The 20,578-nt window shown below is 51.9% G+C and carries 30 protein-coding genes and 1 pseudogene; 21 read left to right on the top strand and 10 right to left on the bottom strand.

Translation table 11 applies throughout. From position 1 onward, the window contains the following. Nucleotides 1-216 precede the first annotated feature (216 nt). Nucleotides 217-687: a YmfL family putative regulatory protein gene (locus BFV63_RS08655; protein ID WP_032634711.1), complete on the bottom strand. Its 471-nt coding sequence runs from the start codon at nt 685-687 to the stop codon at nt 217-219. 41 nt (nt 688-728) lie between these two features. After that, nucleotides 729-947 (bottom strand): Cro/CI family transcriptional regulator, encoded by a 219-nt coding sequence (locus BFV63_RS08650; protein WP_023305900.1) that lies wholly within the window; start codon nt 945-947, stop codon nt 729-731. Nucleotides 948-1,045: 98 nt separating this feature from the next. Between BFV63_RS08650 and BFV63_RS08645 the strand changes: the two genes are divergently transcribed. From BFV63_RS08645 to BFV63_RS08600, 11 genes are all read left to right on the top strand, one after another. Next, entirely contained in the window at nt 1,046-1,765 is a 720-nt protein-coding gene (locus tag BFV63_RS08645) for a LexA family protein (protein WP_040117514.1), read from the top strand. A gap of 764 nt (nt 1,766-2,529) precedes the next feature. Beyond that, nucleotides 2,530-2,889: a hypothetical protein gene (locus tag BFV63_RS08640; protein ID WP_230206045.1), complete on the top strand. Its 360-nt coding sequence runs from the start codon at nt 2,530-2,532 to the stop codon at nt 2,887-2,889. After that, a complete protein-coding gene (locus BFV63_RS08635; RefSeq protein ID WP_069597488.1) occupies nt 2,889-3,716 on the top strand; it encodes a ParB-like helix-turn-helix domain-containing protein in 828 nt (275 codons plus the stop codon). Before BFV63_RS08640 ends, BFV63_RS08635 begins: the two co-directional genes overlap by 1 nt. Further along, the gene (locus BFV63_RS23275) at nt 3,713-4,276 is read left to right on the top strand and encodes a hypothetical protein (RefSeq protein WP_200817910.1); all 564 of its coding nucleotides are present in this window, start codon (nt 3,713-3,715) and stop codon (nt 4,274-4,276) included. The genes BFV63_RS08635 and BFV63_RS23275 overlap by 4 nt, the downstream gene beginning before the upstream one ends. Further along, the gene (locus BFV63_RS08625) at nt 4,273-4,476 is read left to right on the top strand and encodes a hypothetical protein (RefSeq protein WP_047050266.1); all 204 of its coding nucleotides are present in this window, start codon (nt 4,273-4,275) and stop codon (nt 4,474-4,476) included. The genes BFV63_RS23275 and BFV63_RS08625 overlap by 4 nt, the downstream gene beginning before the upstream one ends. After that, on the top strand, nt 4,473-4,781 hold the full coding sequence (locus BFV63_RS23000) for a hypothetical protein (protein ID WP_088196742.1): 309 nt from the start codon (nt 4,473-4,475) through the stop codon (nt 4,779-4,781). Before BFV63_RS08625 ends, BFV63_RS23000 begins: the two co-directional genes overlap by 4 nt. A 2-nt stretch (nt 4,782-4,783) precedes the next feature. Next, nucleotides 4,784-5,065 carry a hypothetical protein gene (locus tag BFV63_RS08615; protein WP_069597487.1) on the top strand — a complete coding sequence of 94 codons (282 nt, stop codon included), beginning with the start codon at nt 4,784-4,786 and terminating at the stop codon, nt 5,063-5,065. A gap of 3 nt (nt 5,066-5,068) precedes the next feature. After that, nucleotides 5,069-5,551: a hypothetical protein gene (locus BFV63_RS23365; protein ID WP_069597486.1), complete on the top strand. Its 483-nt coding sequence runs from the start codon at nt 5,069-5,071 to the stop codon at nt 5,549-5,551. A gap of 35 nt (nt 5,552-5,586) precedes the next feature. Beyond that, nucleotides 5,587-5,850, top strand: coding sequence for an excisionase (locus tag BFV63_RS22505; RefSeq protein WP_071887073.1), 264 nt, complete (start codon nt 5,587-5,589; stop codon nt 5,848-5,850). After that, nucleotides 5,825-6,967 carry a phage integrase Arm DNA-binding domain-containing protein gene (locus tag BFV63_RS08605; protein WP_006809195.1) on the top strand — a complete coding sequence of 381 codons (1,143 nt, stop codon included), beginning with the start codon at nt 5,825-5,827 and terminating at the stop codon, nt 6,965-6,967. The genes BFV63_RS22505 and BFV63_RS08605 overlap by 26 nt, the downstream gene beginning before the upstream one ends. A gap of 219 nt (nt 6,968-7,186) precedes the next feature. After that, complete coding sequence (locus BFV63_RS08600; RefSeq protein ID WP_022650816.1) at nt 7,187-7,687, top strand: YbaK/prolyl-tRNA synthetase associated domain-containing protein; 501 nt, start codon at nt 7,187-7,189, stop codon at nt 7,685-7,687. Nucleotides 7,688-7,707: 20 nt separating this feature from the next. On the opposite strand, the gene yoaI is transcribed toward BFV63_RS08600, so the two are convergent. After that, entirely contained in the window at nt 7,708-7,809 is a 102-nt protein-coding gene (gene yoaI / locus BFV63_RS23360) for a small membrane protein YoaI (RefSeq protein WP_017384693.1), read from the bottom strand. 287 nt (nt 7,810-8,096) lie between these two features. Here yoaI and BFV63_RS08595 point away from each other — a divergent pair, with 287 nt between their 5' ends. The 3 genes from BFV63_RS08595 to BFV63_RS08585 all read left to right on the top strand — a co-directional run bounded on the left by BFV63_RS08595 (nt 8,097) and on the right by BFV63_RS08585 (nt 12,033). After that, nucleotides 8,097-9,428 (top strand): glycoside-pentoside-hexuronide (GPH):cation symporter, encoded by a 1,332-nt coding sequence (locus BFV63_RS08595; RefSeq protein WP_022650815.1) that lies wholly within the window; start codon nt 8,097-8,099, stop codon nt 9,426-9,428. A gap of 15 nt (nt 9,429-9,443) precedes the next feature. Then, a complete protein-coding gene (locus BFV63_RS08590) occupies nt 9,444-11,480 on the top strand; it encodes a glycoside hydrolase family 31 protein (protein WP_048240964.1) in 2,037 nt (678 codons plus the stop codon). Between the two features lie 106 nt (nt 11,481-11,586). Continuing rightward, nucleotides 11,587-12,033 carry a DUF441 domain-containing protein gene (locus BFV63_RS08585; protein ID WP_003857881.1) on the top strand — a complete coding sequence of 149 codons (447 nt, stop codon included), beginning with the start codon at nt 11,587-11,589 and terminating at the stop codon, nt 12,031-12,033. On the opposite strand, the gene BFV63_RS08580 is transcribed toward BFV63_RS08585, so the two are convergent. Continuing rightward, the gene (locus BFV63_RS08580; RefSeq protein WP_022650813.1) at nt 12,017-12,808 is read right to left on the bottom strand and encodes an AraC family transcriptional regulator; all 792 of its coding nucleotides are present in this window, start codon (nt 12,806-12,808) and stop codon (nt 12,017-12,019) included. The genes BFV63_RS08585 and BFV63_RS08580 overlap by 17 nt on opposite strands. 99 nt (nt 12,809-12,907) lie before the next feature. On the opposite strand from BFV63_RS08580, the gene BFV63_RS08575 reads away from it, so the two are divergent. Next, nucleotides 12,908-14,095 (top strand): CynX/NimT family MFS transporter, encoded by a 1,188-nt coding sequence (locus BFV63_RS08575; RefSeq protein WP_048240966.1) that lies wholly within the window; start codon nt 12,908-12,910, stop codon nt 14,093-14,095. A 31-nt stretch (nt 14,096-14,126) separates the two neighbouring features. Here the strand turns inward: BFV63_RS08575 and BFV63_RS08570 are convergent, their stop codons facing one another. Beyond that, a complete protein-coding gene (locus tag BFV63_RS08570) occupies nt 14,127-14,834 on the bottom strand; it encodes a CTP synthase C-terminal region-related (seleno)protein (RefSeq protein WP_048240968.1) in 708 nt (235 codons plus the stop codon). A 150-nt stretch (nt 14,835-14,984) separates the two neighbouring features. Here BFV63_RS08570 and BFV63_RS08565 point away from each other — a divergent pair, with 150 nt between their 5' ends. Then, entirely contained in the window at nt 14,985-15,329 is a 345-nt protein-coding gene (locus tag BFV63_RS08565) for a DUF488 domain-containing protein (RefSeq protein ID WP_003857886.1), read from the top strand. On the opposite strand, the gene BFV63_RS08560 is transcribed toward BFV63_RS08565, so the two are convergent. Continuing rightward, entirely contained in the window at nt 15,330-15,635 is a 306-nt protein-coding gene (locus tag BFV63_RS08560; RefSeq protein WP_022650810.1) for a hypothetical protein, read from the bottom strand. 80 nt (nt 15,636-15,715) lie between these two features. Then, a complete protein-coding gene (locus tag BFV63_RS08555; RefSeq protein WP_022650809.1) occupies nt 15,716-15,970 on the bottom strand; it encodes a putative hemolysin in 255 nt (84 codons plus the stop codon). 312 nt (nt 15,971-16,282) lie between these two features. Here BFV63_RS08555 and BFV63_RS08545 point away from each other — a divergent pair, with 312 nt between their 5' ends. Genes BFV63_RS08545 through yoaJ form a run of 3 tightly spaced genes read left to right on the top strand, consistent with a single transcriptional unit; the run spans nt 16,283 to nt 17,530 of the window. Further along, nucleotides 16,283-17,311, top strand: coding sequence for a sensor domain-containing diguanylate cyclase (locus tag BFV63_RS08545; protein WP_032609012.1), 1,029 nt, complete (start codon nt 16,283-16,285; stop codon nt 17,309-17,311). A gap of 45 nt (nt 17,312-17,356) precedes the next feature. Continuing rightward, nucleotides 17,357-17,455, top strand: coding sequence for a YoaK family small membrane protein (locus BFV63_RS22990; protein ID WP_015570793.1), 99 nt, complete (start codon nt 17,357-17,359; stop codon nt 17,453-17,455). Continuing rightward, entirely contained in the window at nt 17,456-17,530 is a 75-nt protein-coding gene (gene yoaJ, locus BFV63_RS23540; RefSeq protein WP_015570794.1) for a protein YoaJ, read from the top strand. A 53-nt stretch (nt 17,531-17,583) separates the two neighbouring features. On the opposite strand, the gene BFV63_RS08540 is transcribed toward yoaJ, so the two are convergent. Then, complete coding sequence (locus BFV63_RS08540; protein WP_003857896.1) at nt 17,584-17,832, bottom strand: GlsB/YeaQ/YmgE family stress response membrane protein; 249 nt, start codon at nt 17,830-17,832, stop codon at nt 17,584-17,586. 373 nt (nt 17,833-18,205) lie between these two features. Between BFV63_RS08540 and yncL the strand changes: the two genes are divergently transcribed. Continuing rightward, nucleotides 18,206-18,298: a stress response membrane protein YncL gene (gene yncL, locus BFV63_RS22490; RefSeq protein WP_071524166.1), complete on the top strand. Its 93-nt coding sequence runs from the start codon at nt 18,206-18,208 to the stop codon at nt 18,296-18,298. A 124-nt stretch (nt 18,299-18,422) separates the two neighbouring features. Further along, nucleotides 18,423-19,922: an EAL domain-containing protein gene (locus BFV63_RS08535; protein ID WP_022650807.1), complete on the top strand. Its 1,500-nt coding sequence runs from the start codon at nt 18,423-18,425 to the stop codon at nt 19,920-19,922. Nucleotides 19,923-19,926: 4 nt separating this feature from the next. On the opposite strand, the gene BFV63_RS08530 is transcribed toward BFV63_RS08535, so the two are convergent. After that, a complete protein-coding gene (locus tag BFV63_RS08530) occupies nt 19,927-20,172 on the bottom strand; it encodes a YmjA family protein (protein WP_022650806.1) in 246 nt (81 codons plus the stop codon). Between the two features lie 75 nt (nt 20,173-20,247). Continuing rightward, nucleotides 20,248-20,418, bottom strand: a pseudogene (locus tag BFV63_RS08525) (NADP-dependent isocitrate dehydrogenase); the annotation flags it as partial. Between the last annotated feature and the right edge of the window lie 160 nt (nt 20,419-20,578).

Below are 20,578 nucleotides of genomic sequence, written 5' to 3'. Positions count from 1 at the left end.
AGTGCAAATGCCTCTACCATCGCGTTCTCAGGCTGGTAGTTGTTTTGATCCGCCTGGTTGTTTAATCTCTCCACATAGCCGAACGGGGAGTCTTTTCCCACCAGTGGAAGGCATCTGAATTGCTTCGCTGGTCTTAATCGGTTTAAACTGTTCATGCGTTAGTTTCTCCACTGAATACGACACGCCACGACGCCCGGAGCTGCACACTCGCGGGCGTCACTTCTTTTGGCTTTTCTTACGGCTAAACAGCGCGACAATCGCGCGGATTTCTTCTTCACGCGCGGCCAGATGACGGCGGTGATATTCGTTGATTTCTTCAGCTTCATGACGTTCGATTACTCCATCTTCGAGAGCTCTCTGGATCACGGTATCAACACGTCCACGCGCTGCTGACGTTCTCATGGCACGATCAAACAGGTCGACACGATCAAGGTCTTCAAGTTGAGGAACGTCCACCAGCAGCGCGCCACGGCGACGGGCAAAGTAATCCGCCAGGAGGGACGTATTCGAGATGTCTTCCATGGCCTCCAGCTCGTTCACTTCGAAGAACCGGCAACCATTCTTCTCATACAGGTTGTTGTTGAACTGCGTTACTGACATGCCAAGAGCACCGGCCATAGCTTCACGGCCTCCTGGGTACGCTTTGCACATCGCTTTAACTACTTCTTTCAGACTTGGCTCTACCATGTAGTTTTTCCTTTGGTAGTTACGAAATGCTGATTTCTGGGTTACGGTGTTACTGCAACGTCAGGATCAGCAGGTTTGTTTTTGTTAGGGAATGGTCGTACTTCCTCGGCTTCAATTTTCCCGTCTTCATTAACCAGGATGTTTACCCTGCGATTACGCTTGAGGGCTTTACTGATGGCACTTTGGTATACCCCAAGAGCTTCAGCTGTTTTGGCCTGACCGTTTTCCAAAACATATTCAGATAGCGGAATAATCTTCATTGGTTTTCCTCGTGGTTTGCACATAAGGAGTATCACTGTTAGTGATAACTATGTCAACACTAGCGGTGATTGGTGATTATGCCGTGCGGTGATAAATTATGAGAATGAAAAAGAAACCATTGACCGCCGAACAAATTGCCGATGCCAACAGGCTGAAAGCTATCTTTGAGTCCAAGAAAAAAGCGCTGGGGCTCTCACAGGAGCTTTTGGCTGAACAAATGGGTATGGGACAAAGTGGTGTCGCTCAGCTACTGAATGGCACAAATGCTATCAACGCTACCCATGCTGCACAGTTCGCTAAAATTCTCGGAGTAAAAGTCGATGATTTCAGCCCATCCCTTGCAGCTGAGATATCAGCTATGTTTGAGGCGATTGCGAACGGAAGGAATCATTCCTCTGTGTATGAGTACCCGCTATTAACCGAAGTACAGGCTGGCTCATTTTGCCCGGTTAATACATACACAGAACGAGACGCGAAGGAATGGGTTTCAACGACTGTTAAAGCCAGTGATTCTGCCTTTTGGCTTGAGGTATCAGGTCATTCGATGACTGCCCCGCCAGGAGTAAAACCGAGTTTTCCTGAGGGAATGCTTATACTCATAGATCCAGAACAGGATGTTGAGCCTGGTGATTTCTGTGTTGCAGGTATCTTCAACGATTCAGAGGTAACTTTTAAAAAATATGTTCGAGAAGATGGGAAGCCATGGCTTGAACCTCTAAACCCCAGCCCTCGCTATCAGGCGATTGAATGTAATGAGAATTGCAGGATAATAGGCAAAGTTGTTAAGGCCCAATGGCCTGAAAATATCTTCGAATAAGGAGCCATCCGGCTCCTTTTTTTTGCATCTTTTTTCACCTTAACAATCATAAAGTTAACACTACTGATGATGTTTTTATCACTACAGGTGTTGACCAATTAATTACTATTGGTGATACTCAATATGCGCCGGGGTGATGATGTTTAAGACCATCGGTAGGTTAGCAGTACGGTATATGGTACATATGCCGCAGCGGTCCGGGGATTCCTTCAAGTATCCAGATCCAGCGGGTAGCCGGAATGTGCAAGCCAGGCAAGCACGACGGCCAGAGACGTTTCACCAGCGTGGCGATCAGGTGACAGCCCAGACGATATCTGAGTGGCTATAAAAACAGATGGGAGCCGGTGGAATCCCGGCACACAACATGAAAGCGCACTTCATCAACTATCGGTTGTGGATGACAGATAAGTAAACGAACGGAGTGCGCTTCCAGTTGTGTTAACCGTAGTAGCTGTACCAGATGCTGTGTGTAGTCTTGGCGGTCGGCAGTTTTGAATGTCCTTAATGTCGACCGCCCCTTTTACACAACTGAAAGCGCGTTCAGCGTTCAACTTGAGAGGCCGTAGTCGTTAAATCAACTCAGGAGAACGCGCTCTCAATTGTGGAGAAGCTGACTGGCGGTGGCAGCCGCCCGTTTCACTAAGTGCCCTGGTTGGGTGCTTACTAAAACGAACCCCCTTTATTTTTTGTCGCCAACCGGCGAGGGATTCGTGCAACCAAAATTCAGCGCTGTGCAGAGCGCGTATAACACGGAGAAACTATCCATGACGAACACACAGAACGTCACCGAGTTACAACCACACATGACCCGGGAGCAGCTGATCGACGCAGCGCGTAAGGCCGCCCCTCTCCTTCCGCCAGCTTATCGCGGCATTATGACCGAACTGGCTAACCGCCTGGACTATACCAGCGTCGCGCTTTGTGAAGCGATGGCTCAGCGTAAGGAACTGGCTGCTCAGAACGTCACCTTGCGTGAAGATGTCGCAAGCTGGGCCAAAGAGTGTGACCGCATTGTTGAACGCCACACGAAGATCAGAACCAATATGCATTTACTGGAAGCCCAGCGAGAACTGCGTGAGTTGTCTACCGTCGTTATTTCCCAAAATAACGAGGTGGCTCTCTGATGGCTAACTCATTCAAGCAAATGACCCGTGACGGGACCATCAAGCGCACCGATACCGGGATGTTCATCAGCCTTGACCAAATCCATGTGCGGGAAGGTTTCAACAAACGCGAAGATGATGAACGAACCCGCCAGGCAGATGATGACCTCTTCAACTACCTGATGAACGGTGGCTCCGTTCCCCCGCTGGAGGTTATCGCCCGTGATGAAGGTGGAGTGTGGGTTGTTGAAGGCCACCGTCGGCGTCGCTGCTATGCACGCTGTGCAGAAGCTGGTAAGCCAGTAGACCGCATCCATATCATGCCGTTCAACGGTAACGATGTTCAGCGCCTGGCGCGCATCATGACCAGTAATAACCAGCTTCCGCTATCCGATATGGAACAGGCAGCTGTTATTCAGGAGCTACATAACGCCTTTAACCAGACCACCAGCGAGATAGCAAAACTGGTGAATAAGTCTGTCCCTACTGTCGAAAAGCTTCTGCTTCTTAGCACAGCCAATCACGACGTTCAGAAAGAAGTTAAGTCCGGGACCGTGTCTGTAGATGTGGCCGTTGACCGAGTAAAAGAGTTTGGCGAAAAGGCCGGTGAGGTTCTTCAGAAGGATAAAGCTTCTGCTGCTGCCAAAGGTAAGAAGAAAGTCACCCGCAGCGTTATAGCGCCAGAAATTAGCATTAAGAAAGCGCGTCGCCTTGTAGAGCTGATCAGCCTGGCGGGTATAAGCGACACAGGTGTTATCTATCTCGAAGGATTGGTCCATGCAGAAGTCGTGGAAATCATCGACGAGCACAAAGCTATCGCCGTTCAGCGTCATGGAGCAGCATCATGATTACCGAAAAAGAAAACGTTTTTTATTGTGACTGCGGATTCTCCTTTGAGAGGGGGCGCAGCGGTGCGCATAGCTGTGAAACTGGTTTGCGTAAGAAACTTGCCGAATCGGAAGCCAAGCTCGCTGCGCTGGCTGCTGAGAATGCGTATCTGCTAAACGGAGCCGCACGTGAACTCAACACCTCTTGGATGTTCCATAAGACCATGCTCGGCGCTCAGGCTGCCTTGGTGTGCCTCTCACATGGATATCAGGCTGCAGCTCGCGAATGGCTGGAAGGAACAACGGACGAAGCCGGTGCTGAAATTCCTGATGATATTTCCGTTGGTGAACTGCATGAATGGTTCGAAAGCAATATGGTCAGCAATGACGGTAAGAGCGGATTCCTGACGCGGGTAGAGGCCGAGGTGAAAATCCGAGCTGAATGCCCAGCCACCGACGCTTTCCTGGCTGAAGTGCGGGCCCAGGGTGTGGAGATGTTCGCTGACAGCCTGCTGTGTCCAGACCTTGATGACACTATCCGTGAATTCGCCGACGAGCTTCGCAAAGGAGTGCAGTCATGACACGCATCCGCAACTTTGGCTGGAATCGCCTGAAGCTGGCGACCCTGTCATACGACGAACTCAATCAGCTTGAGGAGCAGGTGAAACTCGAACACGCCTGCAAAGACGGCATCCACATGTACGACAAAGCAGGCCGTGACAAGCTCGATTCTCTGAGTTGGGCCGTATACAACAAGCAGAAGCAGGAGTCCGCCCAATGAGCAACATCGACAAACGGGCCGTGCAAGCAGTTGCCGATTTGAAAGCTGGTTACACCCTAGGTCACGCTGACGTTGAAATCATACAGCAGATGGCTCTAGATGCGGTGACGTTGATGGATGAGCTGGAAGCAGCAGAGAAGCGGATTGCTGAGCTATCACACCACCTGCAATGCGCGCACGCCTTTATCGAACATACAGAGGCGTTTGGCTACGAAGCCTCAAACGGGATTCTGTGCTGTGGTGATGCGCAGTGGAATATTGATGCTTCTAAGTCGGCTCTGGCCGCAGCCGGTAAAGGAGATTGAGCATGGCTAAATTTACTGACGTACACGACCTGTTAACGGCTTATCAAAAACAGGCGCGTAAGGTGCCAGCAAAGGGCGTTTATGCATCAAAACAGCGCCGTGATGAAGTACAGGCGGCGCACACGAGAAAAGTAATGCGTCAGCGTAAACGCTCTGTTGGTAAGTCTAATAAATTGGGATTTCGTCGCCGGGCAGAAACAACGGCGGCGCTGATTTGCGAAATGAATTTTTGGGCTCTGGTGTGTCGTTCAAACCGTAAAAATGCCGCTAAAGTGGAGAGCTAACCCATGAGCACACTTACCCAAGAATGGCTCCTGAAAACAATCGCAGAGCTTGAAGAAGAGCGCGATGCGACGCCAGGCGCAGTAAACGAAGATGCGGCTATGGCGCTGGCGGCAATGAAGCGGGCGTTGGCATCGCTCGAAGCGGAGCCTGTGGCGTTCAGATCAAAGCTAAAGCCACCATCTGCTATCGGTAGCGAGCACTGGGATTATACGGATCATCGACAGCCAGATGCTTTCGAACTTGAGAGCTGTGTGATTGAGCGACTCTTCACCGAGCCTCCAGCGCTGGTAGCTGTGCCAGCTGGATACAGATTGCAGCCAATATCTGAATATGACGCCATGTGTTCCGCCATGCTTCAGGGTGCCAAACAAACAAACTACCGCGCTATCGTTGAGCGGATAGCTGAAATAATTCATGGCAAAGTGACTGATATCGATCTGCTTACGGTAACAGTTAAGAGCATGAAGGATAAATTGCAGAAATAAACACCGGGTGCAGCCGGTTAAGTGGAGAGAAACGCATGGGGCAGTTAGTAACACTTCATGAGTGGGCATCTGGTCCTAATGGATTCAAATATCCATTAAGCAACTCAGCATTAAACAAAATAGCAAAGACCAAACAGACTTATCCGCCAGCCTTAAAGCAAGGTCGACGCTGGGTTATAGATGAAGATGCTCGTTTTGTTGGCATGGTTGGCAGTGTTGATATTTCAACTTCATTATCAGACAAGGCCCGCCAGTTAGTGGAGAAAGCAATAAATGGCAGCTCGCCCCAGAAAACATAATGTCAAAATACCCAACCTTTACTGTAAGTTAGATAAGCGTACTTCAAAAATTTATTGGCAATATCGCCACCCTGTAACAGGTTCATTTATTGGATTCGGAACAGATGATGAAGCGGCAAAAGCTGCTGCAATCGAGATGAACCGTATAACCGCAGAACAAGAAACTCAGCAATCTTATGCTCTGATTGATATGGCAATGAAGAGCTCAGGGAAAAAGGATCAAGGTATACGTGTTTCTGAGTGGATTAAAAAATACATCGAAATTCAGATGGAAAGGTTGCGTGATGGTGAGATAAAAAACCCTACTGTAAAATCCAGACGATTATGTTCTCAGATTCTCGCAGATAGAGTGCCAAACCTTCGCCTGAAGGATGTTGATACAAGACTCATTGCAAAAATTATTGATGAATATAAGGCAGAGGGAAAGCACAGAATGGGCCAACTGATAAGAAGCGTACTAAACGACGTGTTCAAAGAGGCGCAGCATGCTGGCGAGGTTGATCCTGGCTACAACCCAGCCTTAGCTGTAAAAAATCCAATAGCCAAAGTGAAACGAAGCAGACTTAGCATTGAACAATGGAAGTTGATTTTTGAAAGCGCAGGCTCTTTACCGCCTTGCGCTCAAAATTCTATGCTTTTGGCTTTAGTAACCGGGCAAAGGATAGGTGACATAGTCGAGATGAAGTTTAGTGACATTTGGGATAATCACCTTCATGTTACCCAAAATAAAACCGGAATGAAGTTAGCTATCCCCTTAAATTTAAGGTGCGATGCAATCGGGTTGACTCTGGCTGATGTTATTAGTAAGTGTCGCGATAGAGTAGTAAGCCCTTATCTGATCCACCATGTTAAGCATCACGCTTACGGTAAAGCGGGATCTCACGTTCCAGAAAAAACGATATCAAGATATTTTAAGGAGGCAAGAGATAAAGCAAATATTACCTGGCCTAAGGATTGCACTGCCCTCCCGCCGTTTCATGAACAGCGCTCGCTTTCATCAAGAACATACAAAGCTCAGGGTATAGATGTCAAAACTCTTTTAGGGCATAAAACCGAAGCAATGAGCGTAATGTATGGAGATGATCGTGGTCTAGAATGGAAAAAAGTTGTGATTTAAACAGGGAGTTTTGGGGAATTATTTTGGGGATGTTTTGGGGAAAGAGTTTTACGAATTAAATTCAGTCACTTAGATTTTAGCGAATTGCTCCAGAAACAGTCATCCACCAGCAACGCATGACCCAACAGCCAGCGCTCCCGCTGGCTGTTTTCTTTCAGCCCTCTCCGTCCCGTGCTAATGTAGCAAGCTACGTATTGGCAAATCACAGGTGAAATCGTTATGTCTGATGACGTGACCGGGACGACGACCCATCAGCGGCTAATCAGCTTATTAACCGAGCAGGAGGCGCGCTTTCGCGTGGTGGCGCATGAGGCCGTTGGGAAATGCGAAGCGGTCAGTGAAATTCGCGGGACCGATCTCCGGCAGGGTGCAAAAGCACTGGTCTGCAAGGTAAAAGGCAACGGCGTTAAGAAACATATTCTGGCAATCCTTGCCGCCGATCGGCAGGCCGATCTGAGCCTGCTGGCCAGCCATTTCGGTGGGCTAAAGGCCTCTCTCGCCAGTCCGGCAGAAGTGGATGCGCTTACCGGCTGCGTTTTCGGCGCCATTCCCCCCTTCAGCTTTCATCCGGATCTGACGCTGGTCGCCGATCCGCTGCTGTTTGAGCGCTTCGATGAGATCGCCTTTAACGCCGGCCTGCTGGAAAAGTCGGTGATTATGGATACCCAGGACTATCTGCGTATCGCCCGTCCTGAACTGGTGACGTTCCGTAAACAATAAATACAGCGGCTGGCTAACGGTCAGCCGTTTTCCAGCAGCAGCACGGAAGCAATCAAAATAATCGCGATGATAAAAAATGATGAGGAAATAATTAGCGTTTCGACAAACATAGGATCGTTCATGATGCCCTCTGCTTTGCCCATTTACCTCTTTTTTACTCCCCCACAATGACAGCTAAATGACAATGACGCGTCCGCGAAAAGACGATTTTTTTCGCTGAAACGATTCGCTGTTAACTATCCTTCTCCGTATAAAGTCACTGTTTAAATACTTTATTTGTTACCGGTATCACGAAAAGAAATTTACGTAACCCCGATGCCAGATCTCGCAATTGTTAACCTTTTCATCCTGGTTAACCCTGTTTACGGAGCACCTCAAAAATAAACCTTACACTGGCAAGGTGAATACAATGACCGAGATAATTACCCGTAAAGAAAAGATCAGTTATGGGTTAGGCGATATGGCGAGCCATATTGGGCTGGATAACGTCATTATTTTTCTGACGTTTTACTATACGGACGTGGTGGGGCTACCTGCCGCATTCGTGGGCACCATGTTTCTTCTGGCGAGAACCGCCGATGCCATAATAGACCCGGCGATGGGCTATATCGCTGACAGGACGCGCACGCGCTGGGGCAAATTCCGTCCCTGGATGCTGTGGCTGGCGCTGCCCTTTGGCGCAAGTTGTCTGCTGACCTACGCCGTGCCGGCGTCCCTCGATCTGCACGGTAAAATGATTTTCGCCACCGTCAGTTATACCCTGATGATGCTGATGTATACCGCAATCAATATTCCCTATTGCTCCATGGGCGCGGTGATTACGCCCGACAACGATGCGCGAATTTCCCTACAGTCTTATCGCTTTTTCCTTGCCACTTTGGGTGGCGCGCTGTCGACATTCTTTATGATGCCGCTGGCAGAGTTTTTAGGTGGCGACGATAAATTACTGGGCTACCGCTGGGCAATGGCCATTATGGCGACCGTCGCGGTCGTCATGTTCTGGATCTGCTTCGCCAATACGCGTGAACGTATTAAGGCTCCCGCTACCCACAATAATTATCTTGCGGAACTGCGGGATTTATTACGAAACGACCAATGGCGGATTGTCGCCGTCCTGGTATTAACCAACATTGGTTTTGGCGTTATTCGCCTTGGCGCAATGATGTATTTCGTCACTTATTATCTCGGTAGCGCAAGCTATTTTATGTGGATGCTCGGGGCGCATATTCTCGGGAAAGCCGCAGGCAGCGCGCTGGCCAAACGTCTGACGCAGAACGTCAGCAAAGTGCAGATGTTTGGATACTGTTCCGTACTGGCGGGGGTACTCAGCATCGCTCTGTTCTTTGCGCCTAAGTCGGTGCTTATTCTGGTGCCCATGACGTTTATCGTCTCCACCCTTTACCAGGCCACCACCACGCTGATGTGGGTAATGATGGCGGACGTCGCCGATTACGGCGAATGGAAACAGGGCAAACGCATGGACGGCGTGATCTTCTCCACCTTCCTCGCCGTACTCAAGTTGGGGATGGCGATCAGCGGCGCGATTGTTGGCTGGACGCTGGGCTTAAGCGGTTATGTTGCCAATGCCCCGGAGCAGACCAACACGGCCATGTACTGCATCATCGCCCTCTTCACCGTCGTGCCTGGCGTCTTGTCACTCTGCGCGTTTGCCACGCTGCGCTGGTATAAGCTCGACGACAGCACAATGCAATCCATCCATCTCGCCAAAAACCCTGTTTAGAAGGACGCGTTATCCATGAGTGAGCTGATTCAACATTCCAACAGCATCGAATGGCGTTTTGAACGCCAGATCCTGCGTATTGAACCGTGGGGAGAAAACAGCCTGCGCGTCAGGGCCACCTGCTCCCCGGCTTTTGAGGACGCCTTACAGGCACTGTTGCCCGCCGCCCCTTGCCAGGCTGAGATTATCGCCGAAGCGGAAAGCCTGACGCTGCGCAACGGCAATATTACCGCGACGCTGAACCTTAAAGGTCAGCTGGCCTTCTACAATCAGCGCGGCGAACTGCTGCTGGAAGAGATGTGGCGCCAGCGTTCAACGGTGGGTATCGGTGCCAGCGAGAAGAGTCAGGATAAATATGTCAGCGCCCTGAAGCTGGATGGCCGTGAATTTAAGCCGCTAATGGGGGGAAAATATCAGCTCACCGTCCGGTTTGAATCGCGTCCGGATGAACACATCTATGGCATGGGTCAGTATCAACAGCCGTGGCTGGATCTGAAAGGCTGTACGCTGGAACTGGCACAGCGCAACTCCCAGGCCAGCGTGCCCTTTATGCAGTCCAGCCTTGGCTATGGCCTGCTGTGGAACAACCCGGCGATTGGTGAAGCCAGCTTTGCAAAAAATCAGACGGAATGGCGCGCCCGCGTGACGGGAGAAATGGACTACTGGATCACCGCCGCTGACACGGTGGTGGATATCACCCGCCAGTATGTAAAAGCCACCGGAACTCCGCCCGCCGCCCCGGCGTTTATCAGCGGGCTGTGGCAGTGCAAATTACGCTACCGCACCCAGCAGGAGGTGCTGGAGGTTGCGCGGGAGTATCGCCGCCGTAATCTGCCGCTGTCGGTGATGGTCATCGACTTTTTCCACTGGCCGAATCAGGGCACCTGGTGCTTCGACCCCGTAGACTGGCCCGACCCTGAAGGGATGGTCGACGAGCTGCGCGAAATGGGTATTGCGCTGATGGTGTCGGTGTGGCCAACGGTAGAGGCGCGCAGCCCTCTCTATCCGCTGATGAAAGCCAAAGGCTGGCTGGTCAGCAGTGAACGTGGCGTGCAGGTCAACCTCGACTTTATGGGCAATACCACCTTCTTTGATGCGACCCATCCTGAGGCGCGGAAATTCGTCTGGGATACGGTGAAGAAAAATTACTACGACATGGGCATTAAGCTGTTCTGGCTGGACGAAGCGGAACCGGAATACCGCGCCTATGATTTTGACAACTATCGCTACCATGCCGGTCCGGTACTGGAAGTGGGCAATCGCTACCCGCGTGATTTTGCGCAGGGCTTTTACGATGGGCTCCAGGCAAACGGTGAAACCGACATTGTTAACCTTGTACGCTGCGCCTGGGCAGGCAGCCAGCGATTCGGCGTGCTGGCGTGGTCGGGTGATGTCCACTCCTCATTCCATGCTTTTCGCAATCAACTCGCCGCGGGACTGAATATGGGCCTGGCGGGGATCCCATGGTGGACGACCGATATCGGCGGCTTCCAGGGAGGGAACGTTAACGACCCGGCGTTCCACGAATTACTGATCCGTTGGTTCCAGTGGGCGGTGTTTACACCGGTTCTGCGCATGCACGGCTATCGCGAACCGCAGATCCAGCCTCCGGAGCGCTACCGTGACGGCATTCCTCAGTGTAACAGCGGTTCGCCTAATGAGCTGTGGAGTTACGGAGAAGAGAATTACGCCATCATGCAGCACTGGCTTACCGTGCGCGAAACCCTGCGCCCGTATATTGACGCGTTGTACCAGCAGGCTCATCTGCACGGAGACCCGCTCATGCGTCCGCTGTTCTGGCACTATCCGCAGGACAAGCAGAGCTGGGCGTGTGAAGATCAGTATCTGTTTGGCGAAGATCTTCTGGTGGCACCGGTTATGCAGGCCGGCCAGCGTGAGCGCGATGTCTGGTTGCCGACGGGCAATAGCTGGGTCGCTCTCAACGGTGAGCGCTACGCCGGTGGGGAGCATATCAGGGTGCCTGCGGCGCTGGAAACCATCCCGGTGTTTATCCGCGAAGGAAGTCCGCTTATCCAGCAGCTGGTGGACTGACGTCAGGCAAGTGCCCAAAAATAGACAATTTTTTCAGTAAAGCCTGCCTGCCGTCGCGTTTGCGCGTAAAGTAAGCAGGCTTACTATTTTTGGCAAGGATCCCGTCATGTTCGACCCTACACTGCTCATACTTCTGGCCCTGGCTGCACTGGGTTTTGTCAGCCACAACACCACCGTCGCGATTTCCATTCTGGTCCTGATCATCGTTCGCGTCACACCGTTGAACACCTTCTTCCCGTGGATAGAAAAACAGGGGCTTACCATCGGGATCATTATTTTGACCATCGGCGTGATGGCCCCGATTGCCAGCGGAACGCTACCGGCCTCAACGCTGCTGCACTCCTTTGTAAACTGGAAATCGCTGGTGGCGATTGCGGTGGGCGTTTTTGTCTCGTGGCTTGGCGGTCGCGGCGTGACGCTGATGAGCAGCCAGCCTTCGCTGGTGGCCGGGCTGCTGGTGGGCACCGTGTTAGGCGTGGCGCTGTTTCGTGGCGTGCCGGTTGGCCCGCTGATTGCTGCCGGTCTGGTTTCGCTGTTTATCGGGAAGTCGTAGTCAGGCTGGCGATATAGCGGGCGGGCGTCTGTCCCAGTCCTTTCTTAAACATGGTGATGAAGGCGGTGGTGGAGTCATACCCCAGCGCCTGCGCCGCCTGCTGAACCGACTTCCCGCCGATCAAAAACTGCAATGCGACAATCAGCTGGAGCTGGTGCCGCCAGCGGCGAAAGCTTAAGCCGGTCTCTTTCACCACCAGCCGCGCCAGATTGCGTTCGCTCATGGCAAAGTGGCTGGCCCACTGCGCCAGCGTCTGCCAGGCGGCAGGTTCGTTTGCCATGGTCTCACTCATCAGGCGAATTTTTGGATGCGGAGATACCGGCAGCTGTAGATGCTCCTGCGGTTGCAGGGGCAGTTCATCAAACAGGACGTCTACCAGCCTTCCGGTAGCGGGAAGAGGCAACTCTTCCCGTGACCTGTCCGCAAGCGCCAGCACCAGCTCCCGCACCAGGGGCGATATTTTCAGCGTACAGGTACGCGTCGGCAATTCGAGCGCACCGGGTTCAATAAACAGCAGGCAAAGCTGCGCGCCGGGCGTCGCCTTGTTGCTGTGCGGCGTTTGTCCTGGGATCCACACCGCATACTGGGGCGGCACCATCAACATCGCGCTCTCCACTTCACAGGTGATCGCTCCACCCAGCGCCATAATCAGCTGCCCTTTGCGGTGCTGATGCAGCGGAATAAATTGTTCCTGTGCCACCACCCGGATGCGAAAGGCCACCGCCGCGTCGTGCTGGCTATCGGGATCGTAGCCGTCGAGCCCCAGTCCGTACATAAAGTTGTCCGATATTAGCGATAAACTGTCATTTTAGCCTGATTTCAACCACAACTTAAATCGGTATGGTATGCGCTCGCCTGAACGTAAGAGACAATAATGACTACTGCTATTCAACCTTCCGGGAAACAGGGTGCGCTGCTGGTTGCAGGCATCCTGATGATCGCCACGACGCTGCGCGTCACCTTTACCGGTGTCGCCCCCCTGCTCGACACCATCCGACAGGACTATGGCTTAAGCACGGCGCAAACCGGCCTGCTCACAACGCTGCCCCTGCTTGCCTTCGCCTTTATCTCTCCCCTTGCCGCAGGCGTCGCCCGGCGCCTGGGCATGGAGCGCAGCCTTTTTATCGCTCTGCTGCTGATTTGCATCGGGATTGGCGTACGTTCGCTGCCGTCGGCCGCGCTGCTGTTTATCGGTACGGCGATCGTGGGCTGTGGGATTGCGCTGGGCAATGTCCTGTTACCTGGCTTAATCAAACGTGATTTTCCGGGCCAGGTCGCAAAACTCACGGGGGCGTATTCGCTGACGATGGGGGCCGCCGCTGCCGCAGGGTCGGCGCTGATCGTCCCGCTGTCGCTGGGGAGTGGTGGCTGGCACGGAGCGCTGTTGATGCTGATGTTCTTCCCGCTGGTGGCGCTGCTGCTGTGGTTACCGCAATGGCGCCAGAGGCCGGCCGCCACCCTGACCGGCGCGGGCGCGTTGCACAACCGGGCTATCTGGCACTCGGCACTCGCCTGGCAGGTGACGCTTTTTATGGGCATTAACTCGCTGATTTACTATGTCATTATCGGCTGGTTACCCGCGATTTTGCTTAGCCACGGCTACAGCGAAACGCAGGCTGGCTCCATGCACGGGCTTCTCCAGCTGGCAACCGCTGTTCCCGGTCTCGCCATTCCGCTGATCCTGCACCGTCTTAACGATCAGCGTGGCATAGCCGGGCTTGTCGCTCTGATGTGCGCTGTCAGTGCGGCCGGGTTCTGGTTCGCGCCGGGGCTGGCCGTCGTCTGGACGCTGGTGTTTGGCTTTGGATCCGGCGCCACCATGATCCTCGGCCTGACGTTTATCGGACTGCGGGCCAGCTCGGCACATCAGGCCGCCGCGCTCTCCGGCATGGCACAGTCGATTGGCTATCTTCTGGCGGCCTGTGGCCCACCGCTGATGGGGAAAATTCACGATACCGCCGGAGACTGGCGCATTCCGCTGCTGGCCTGTGCGCTGGCTGCGGTAGTGATGGCCCTGTGCGGCATGCTGGCCGGGCGTGACCGGGAGATCACACCCCGCTGACATTCAAGGCAGACCTGACGGTCTGCTTTTTTTATCCCTGCGCCGCCCGCAGCATGGCCTGTACCAGCACGACAGGTCGCCCTTGAAGCGCAGCCCGCTCATGCTGGAACAGGGTGATGACAAAGAAAGGATGGGTTATCAGCTCTGCCGCGCGGATCTCGCCCTGCTCGTCCCAGCCCGTTACGCGCATGTCGCCCCGCTCAAGCTGGCTGGCAAACTCAGACGAGACACCGTAATTGCAGTGATACCCCTCCTGAATTTCCGGCTTGCCATACGCTTTGGCAATCAGCGTGTTATTCCGCAGCTCTATCGCGTCGGTTTTTTCTACCAGCGAGCAGGTCAGCGGCGCAATCACCATCCTTCCCTCGGTATCGGTTTCGGCATGGCCTGCATCGTGCCAGCCCAGTACATTACGCGCATACTCAATCAGCGCATGCTGGAACCCGCCGCAGGTGCCGAGAAAGGGGATGCTATTCTCACGCGCGTAACGCGCCGCAATAAACGCCGCCTCGGTGTTTTTATACGGGCTTGCCGGTACCAGCCAGATGGCATCATACCCGACGAGGTCTTCGGGGCTGGTCAGCTCAGGCGTGGCGAGCCAGTCATAATCAGCGGTGAGATCCAGAACCGCAGCGGCGTCGTCAATCGCCAGCGGGATCGCCTGGAGCGTAATAACATCAGGATTGAAATCACCAACCAGCGCAATGCGCAGCGTCGTTTTAACCGGGGAGAGTTCCATGAGAGATTCCTTATGCCGGAGGATTTTCAGATAACATAAGGAGCCTCAGACTACCGATCTTTTGCAATTATCACAATACCTTAAATTGGGTGGATAAAAGCCGGGTGCTATAGTGTTCTTGCCGAACGTCGCACGGCAGGAGGAAAACGGATGATTCAATGTAAGCGCGTATATGAACAGGCAACGTCAGACGATGGTTACCGGGTGCTGGTAGACAGACTCTGGCCGCGAGGAATAAAAAAGACCGACCTCGCCTGTGATGAGTGGTGTAAATCGCTAACGCCGTCCAGCGAACTGCGAAAAGCTTTTCACAGTGAAACGATAGATTTCACTGCGTTCAGTGAAGCCTATCGTAAAGAGCTGGCGCAGCATCAGGATGAAGGCAAACGCCTGGCGGCCCTCGCCCGACAGCAGACCGTGACGCTACTCTACGGGGCGAAAAACAGGGAGCAGAATCACGCGCGGGTACTGGCGGACTGGCTACGTAAACTGTGATTAACCGATCGCCAGCTCATCCACGTTGTGTGGCATCTCGTCGGGAGTTAGCGGCATCAAATGTTCCGGGCGAACAAACGCAAAACCGTGCTGGTTATCAAAGGCGTAAACATCACCGGTGACCAGCCACAGCGCACGTGCTGATGTATCAGGTAATTGCGTCATGACGCCGTTAACCGGGTTTACAAAACGCTGGCCCGGCTGACAAAGGCCAAACAGCTCCACGGATTTACCGATATTTCGACGGCCTGCCGCCGTACGCGCACCCACGATCATCGCCATGCTGCCCGGTTTTAACTGAAACATACTTCTTCTCGCAAACGTACTGCCAGAAACTGGCTAAGAATAATCCTAAAGAGAAGTGTATCGCAGTTTTATTGCCCTTGTCATCTGGTTGGTTGCGGGTGATCGCGTCGGTAGAGATCCCATTCATCGATCACTTCCCCGCCTGGTAATTTGCACTCGGTACGTACACCCTGCGGGCTTTGAACAGGGATTTGCTCTCCCCCTTTCTCCAGACAGTACACTGACGCCGGGTTTGCCATACCAATAGCGTGCGGCGGTTGAGGCGCATCAGGAGGGGTGGTCTTTGTTGAGCAGGCGGCCAGCGGTACAACCAGCGCCAGGAGAAGATATTTCATTATCATGATCCTTCAGGGTGTAAAAACGTCAGAGTAACGGGTCATCGCCGTTTTCTCCATGATTTCTCCATTAAACCTGCACGATTCCCTCTTATAGTGATACCTGTTCTCACACTGACCAGAGAACATCATTCCGTAATCAAGATGTTTTGCCCCGATCTCAACATCGGGGCTTTTTTTTAGCCTCTCCCTCATCCGCTTTCAGAAGAATCTATAAAATTAATCCTGTTCATGTTTTACTATGACCGGAGTCTAAATTTTCAGCATAACATGCAGATACAGAGGTCTTCTGCATGGGAGTCAACCTGCCTCATGTCAGATATCATTCTTGCCCGTGTTTCAGAAACCCTCTCCACTGAGCAATCTCTCGACAGTCTTGTGCGTCAGCTACTGGAAATGCTGGAAATTGTGACGGATATGGAATCAACCTACCTGACCAAAATCGATATTAACGCGCGTTTGCAGCACATTTTATATGCCCGTAACAGCAAGCAAATGCAAATCCCGGAAGGGTTCAGCGTGCCCTGGGACGAAACGCTCTGTAAGCGCGCCATGGATAGCGACACTTTGTTCAGTAACGAGGTGCCTGACCGCTGGCCGGAGTGTGAAGCGGCAAAAGCACTGGGTATTACAACCTATATGAGCGTGCCGGTTCACCTGGCTGACGGTTCTCTGTACGGCACGCTTTGCGCTGCCAGCACCGCACAGAAACAGTTCAGCGAGCGTGGCGAGCAGGTGATCAGGCTCTTTGCCGGGTTAATTGGTCAGTATATTCAGAAAGAGTCGCTTGTGCTTCAGCTTCGTGAAGCAAATGCGGCGCTCATTACCCACTCTTACACCGACGCCCTTACCGGCCTGCCGAATCGTCGCGCCATTTTTGAAAACCTTACCACCCTGTTCTCACTGGCGCGCCATCTTAGCCGCAACGTCATGATTGCCTTTATTGACCTCGATGATTTCAAGCGAATCAATGACCAGTACGGGCATGAGGCGGGCGATCGCTTCCTCGTACAGGTCGGCAAGCGACTGACTCACGAGCAAACGCAGGATGAGATTATTGGCCGGCTCGGCGGCGATGAATTTCTGGTTGCCAGCCTGAGTCACAGCGATGATGGCGACACCAGTACAGAGATCAACGCAATCAAAACCCGCCTCAATGGTCTTATTGCGGGCGAATACGGGTTAGGCAATGCCACCATTCTTTATCCCGGTGCAAGCCTTGGCGTCGTTATTGTTGATCCTCACAGCACGGATGAAGATAGCGCCCTGCGCACCGCGGACCTCGCGATGTATCAGGATAAAAAAGGAAAAAGCAAAACAGGCTTTGTCGCGTTAGATTAAAACCGTACACTCTACGGCCTTATACAAACTCAAACAGGTGATGGCATGAGAATAGGGATCCTCTTTCCGGTGGTTATTTTTATCACAGCGGTGGTGTTTTTAGGCTGGTTTTTCCTTGGCGGTTACGCCGCGCCGGGGGCATAAATGAGAAAAACGACCATCATCATGCTGATTGTCGCCATCGTGGCCGTCGCCGGTACGCAGTTAGGCTGGTGGTAACGCCCAAAGTAAAAAGGCCGCCGTCAGGCAGCCTTTTTTAACACAGGTCAGATTTAGCTTTTGATTTTTCTGTAGATAAACAGAACAACCAGCGCGCCAATCACCGCGACGACAAAGCTGCCGAAGTTGAAGCCATCAACTCTGCCAAAGCCGAACAGGGTACTGATCCAGCCGCCGACGACTGCACCCACAATCCCCAGAATGATCGTGACGATGAAACCGCCGCCATCTTTGCCCGGCATAATCCACTTCGCCAGGATCCCCGCAATCAGCCCAAAGATAATCCAGGATAAAATTCCCATAGCTTTCCTCTCTGTATGGTTTTTGTCATTAAATCAACGACACAGAAAAGGATAGCACAGGATCTGAGAAAGGAAATTTGTGATAAGAATCACACGGCTCGTTTGAGTAAAATATGAGCAGTAAAAAATGTCGATCCACACTCATCCTGGGGTTGCATCTTCTACTGAGAAAGATTATCTTTCTCATTACTGAATAGTTGAGCAAATAACTCAGGTATTCAGTACGACATTGCTCACATTGCTTCCAGTATTTCTTGCCCACTTTTTAGTGGGCTTTTTTTTTTTGCCTCAACCCACCAAAATCTGGCGTTTTTTCTGTGGAGGTGAAACGCTATTCTCTGTGGCTTCTGAATAACCAAAAAGCGTTGATAACATGAACGTATCGAGCAAGTTCGTCATCTGCCTTAATCTTGTTTCTGCCAGTACGCTACTGTTACTGCTCTCAACACGGTTTGAGTGGTTCTGAGTTGAAAGGAGCCTGGCAGGGTGGATTTCCTTCCGATTCCGCGCCGGCTCAACTCTCATACTTGTAGCTTTTATGACCTGTGATAAGATCCCTGCACCTCAGGACGTGGCGGGACAGCAGGAAAATGAAGAAGGCCATTGCCGTTGCTATCATCTCAACCCTAATGGTCGTCCTGTCGCTGTATGCGGTTAACGCCATTATCGTTGAGCAGCAAAAGAACCGGCAGAGGGAGATCTCCCACACGCTCTTAAGCTATTCCGAAGAGTTAACGCAAAATATCGCCAGTACGCTTAAAAATACCTCCGCGCAGGGATGCGATAGCGCCAGTCTGAACGTCTACCGAAAATTAAAGATGCGTAGTCTCTATTTCGCCGATGTGGGGTTTATTGAAAAGGGGAAAATCACCTGCACCGCGTTTTGGGGCAAGCTGGCAAATCCCATCGCCCTTCCCCCTGAGCTGCATAAAACCCAGAACGGATTCAGTCTGGCGCAGTTTTCGCAGAAAGATTTCTTTATCGGTAATGCGACAATTTATAACCACCTTATTATTTTCACCTCCCGTTCAGCCTACGATAAATTTGCCCCCGTTACCGCCAACTATTCGCTTCGTTCTTCCACTAAAGATTTCGGCCGCACCTTTTTCACCGTTACGCCGCCATCAGAAAACTTCAGCCGCTTACAGTCTCTGTTATTTACGCTGGCTGTGACAGAGTGCAGTACACGCTGGGATTTGTGCGTTACCGTCACACACCACGATGCCGGACTGGCTTCGCTCTCCCACGTAGTGATGGTGCTTCTGTGCTTGTTTTTATACTTTATCTGGGTATCCCTGACGCTGTTTTCTCTTCGACTTTATGAAGACCGACGTTCTCTGGAACGAACGCTGGTCAAAGCGGTAAAAGCGAATACCATCAGCGTTCATTTTCAGCCTGTTATTCGGGTTGCTGATAAGAAAATCGTCGGGGTTGAAGTGTTATCAAGATGGCAGGATAACAATCACAAAGAGGTTTCTCCTGAGCTGTTTATCCCGTTAATCAAAAAAATTGGCCTGTATAACGTTTATTATCAGAACATGATAAAGAAATCCCTGGCGGAAATTGCCGCGCTGGCCGCTGAACATCAGTTAATGATTTCACTGAACGTTGGCCGGACGGAAATTGAAGACGGCAAATTCCTGTCGGTATTACGTCATGCATGCTCAGAGAACGCGATTCCTTTATCGTTAATCAAAGTTGAGTTATCCGAGAATGGCGTTTCCACCTCGGCCATCCTTGAAGAGTTTTGTGAGGAGCTTAAATCGGCAGGCGTCAAAATTTCAATAGACGATTTTGGCGTGCAAAACTCTAATCTTGCCAGGCTCACAAATCTCAAATATGACGAAATCAAGGTAGATAAGTCGTTAGTGGACGGCATCAGCGAGCACTATAAACAGGATATCCTGGTGATCTTCAGCGACGCGCTCGCTAAACTGAACAAAACCCTGGTTTTTGAAGGGGTTGAAAGCGAAACACAATTTCAGTTCATCGCGCAGAGATACCCCGATGCCCTCGTACAAGGCTGGTACTTTTCAAAGTCGCTAACCCGGCACGACCTCGCCAGGCTGCTGGCAGACTCAGCGCGATGACGCGTTATTCATTGCCCCACTGATTCAGGAAGTTCGCAATATCGTCAATGCGCGCTTCGTCTATCTCCGCCTGGACAGCCATCTCCCGCTGCGCCTCTTCACTGATTTCCTCATTGTTGTATAAGCGAGTGAGCAGCAGCTGGAAATAGTGTGCCAGCGGCGTACGCTCTGCCTCTTCTACCGGTTTCGCCGTTTCAGTCGCATACTCGTCGACGATGTCATAATACTTGAGCGGGATATCATGGGTCATAGCGTTGTTTCCGTCTTGTGTGCATAAAAAACGGGAACCCTCAGGCTCCCGTTGTCATTTAACCCAGCGAGTGGATTACATGTTCGCGATAATCGCGTCGCCAAACTCTGAGCATTTCAGCAGTTTAGCGCCTTCCATCAGACGTTCAAAGTCATAGGTGACGGTTTTCGCGTTAATCGCGCCTTCCATACCCTTAACGATCAGGTCTGCGGCTTCGAACCATTCCATATGACGCAGCAGTATATCATTGAAGCCAACATGACCCATTGATTTTCGAGAAAAAAAACCATAATTATAGTTCTTATCACGCGTGTTAAACCTTCGGCTAACCCATTGATTAAGCTATATCAAATTTGGGTTTTGATAACCTCTTTTTAACAAAATTCACTTAGGAAACTCATCCCTA

This window comes from Enterobacter hormaechei subsp. xiangfangensis (assembly GCF_001729785.1).
Classification (GTDB): Bacteria; Pseudomonadota; Gammaproteobacteria; order Enterobacterales; family Enterobacteriaceae; genus Enterobacter; species Enterobacter hormaechei_C.
Note: the sequence above shows the minus strand (reverse complement) of the source record. Positions and strands in the feature narration are given on the sequence as shown.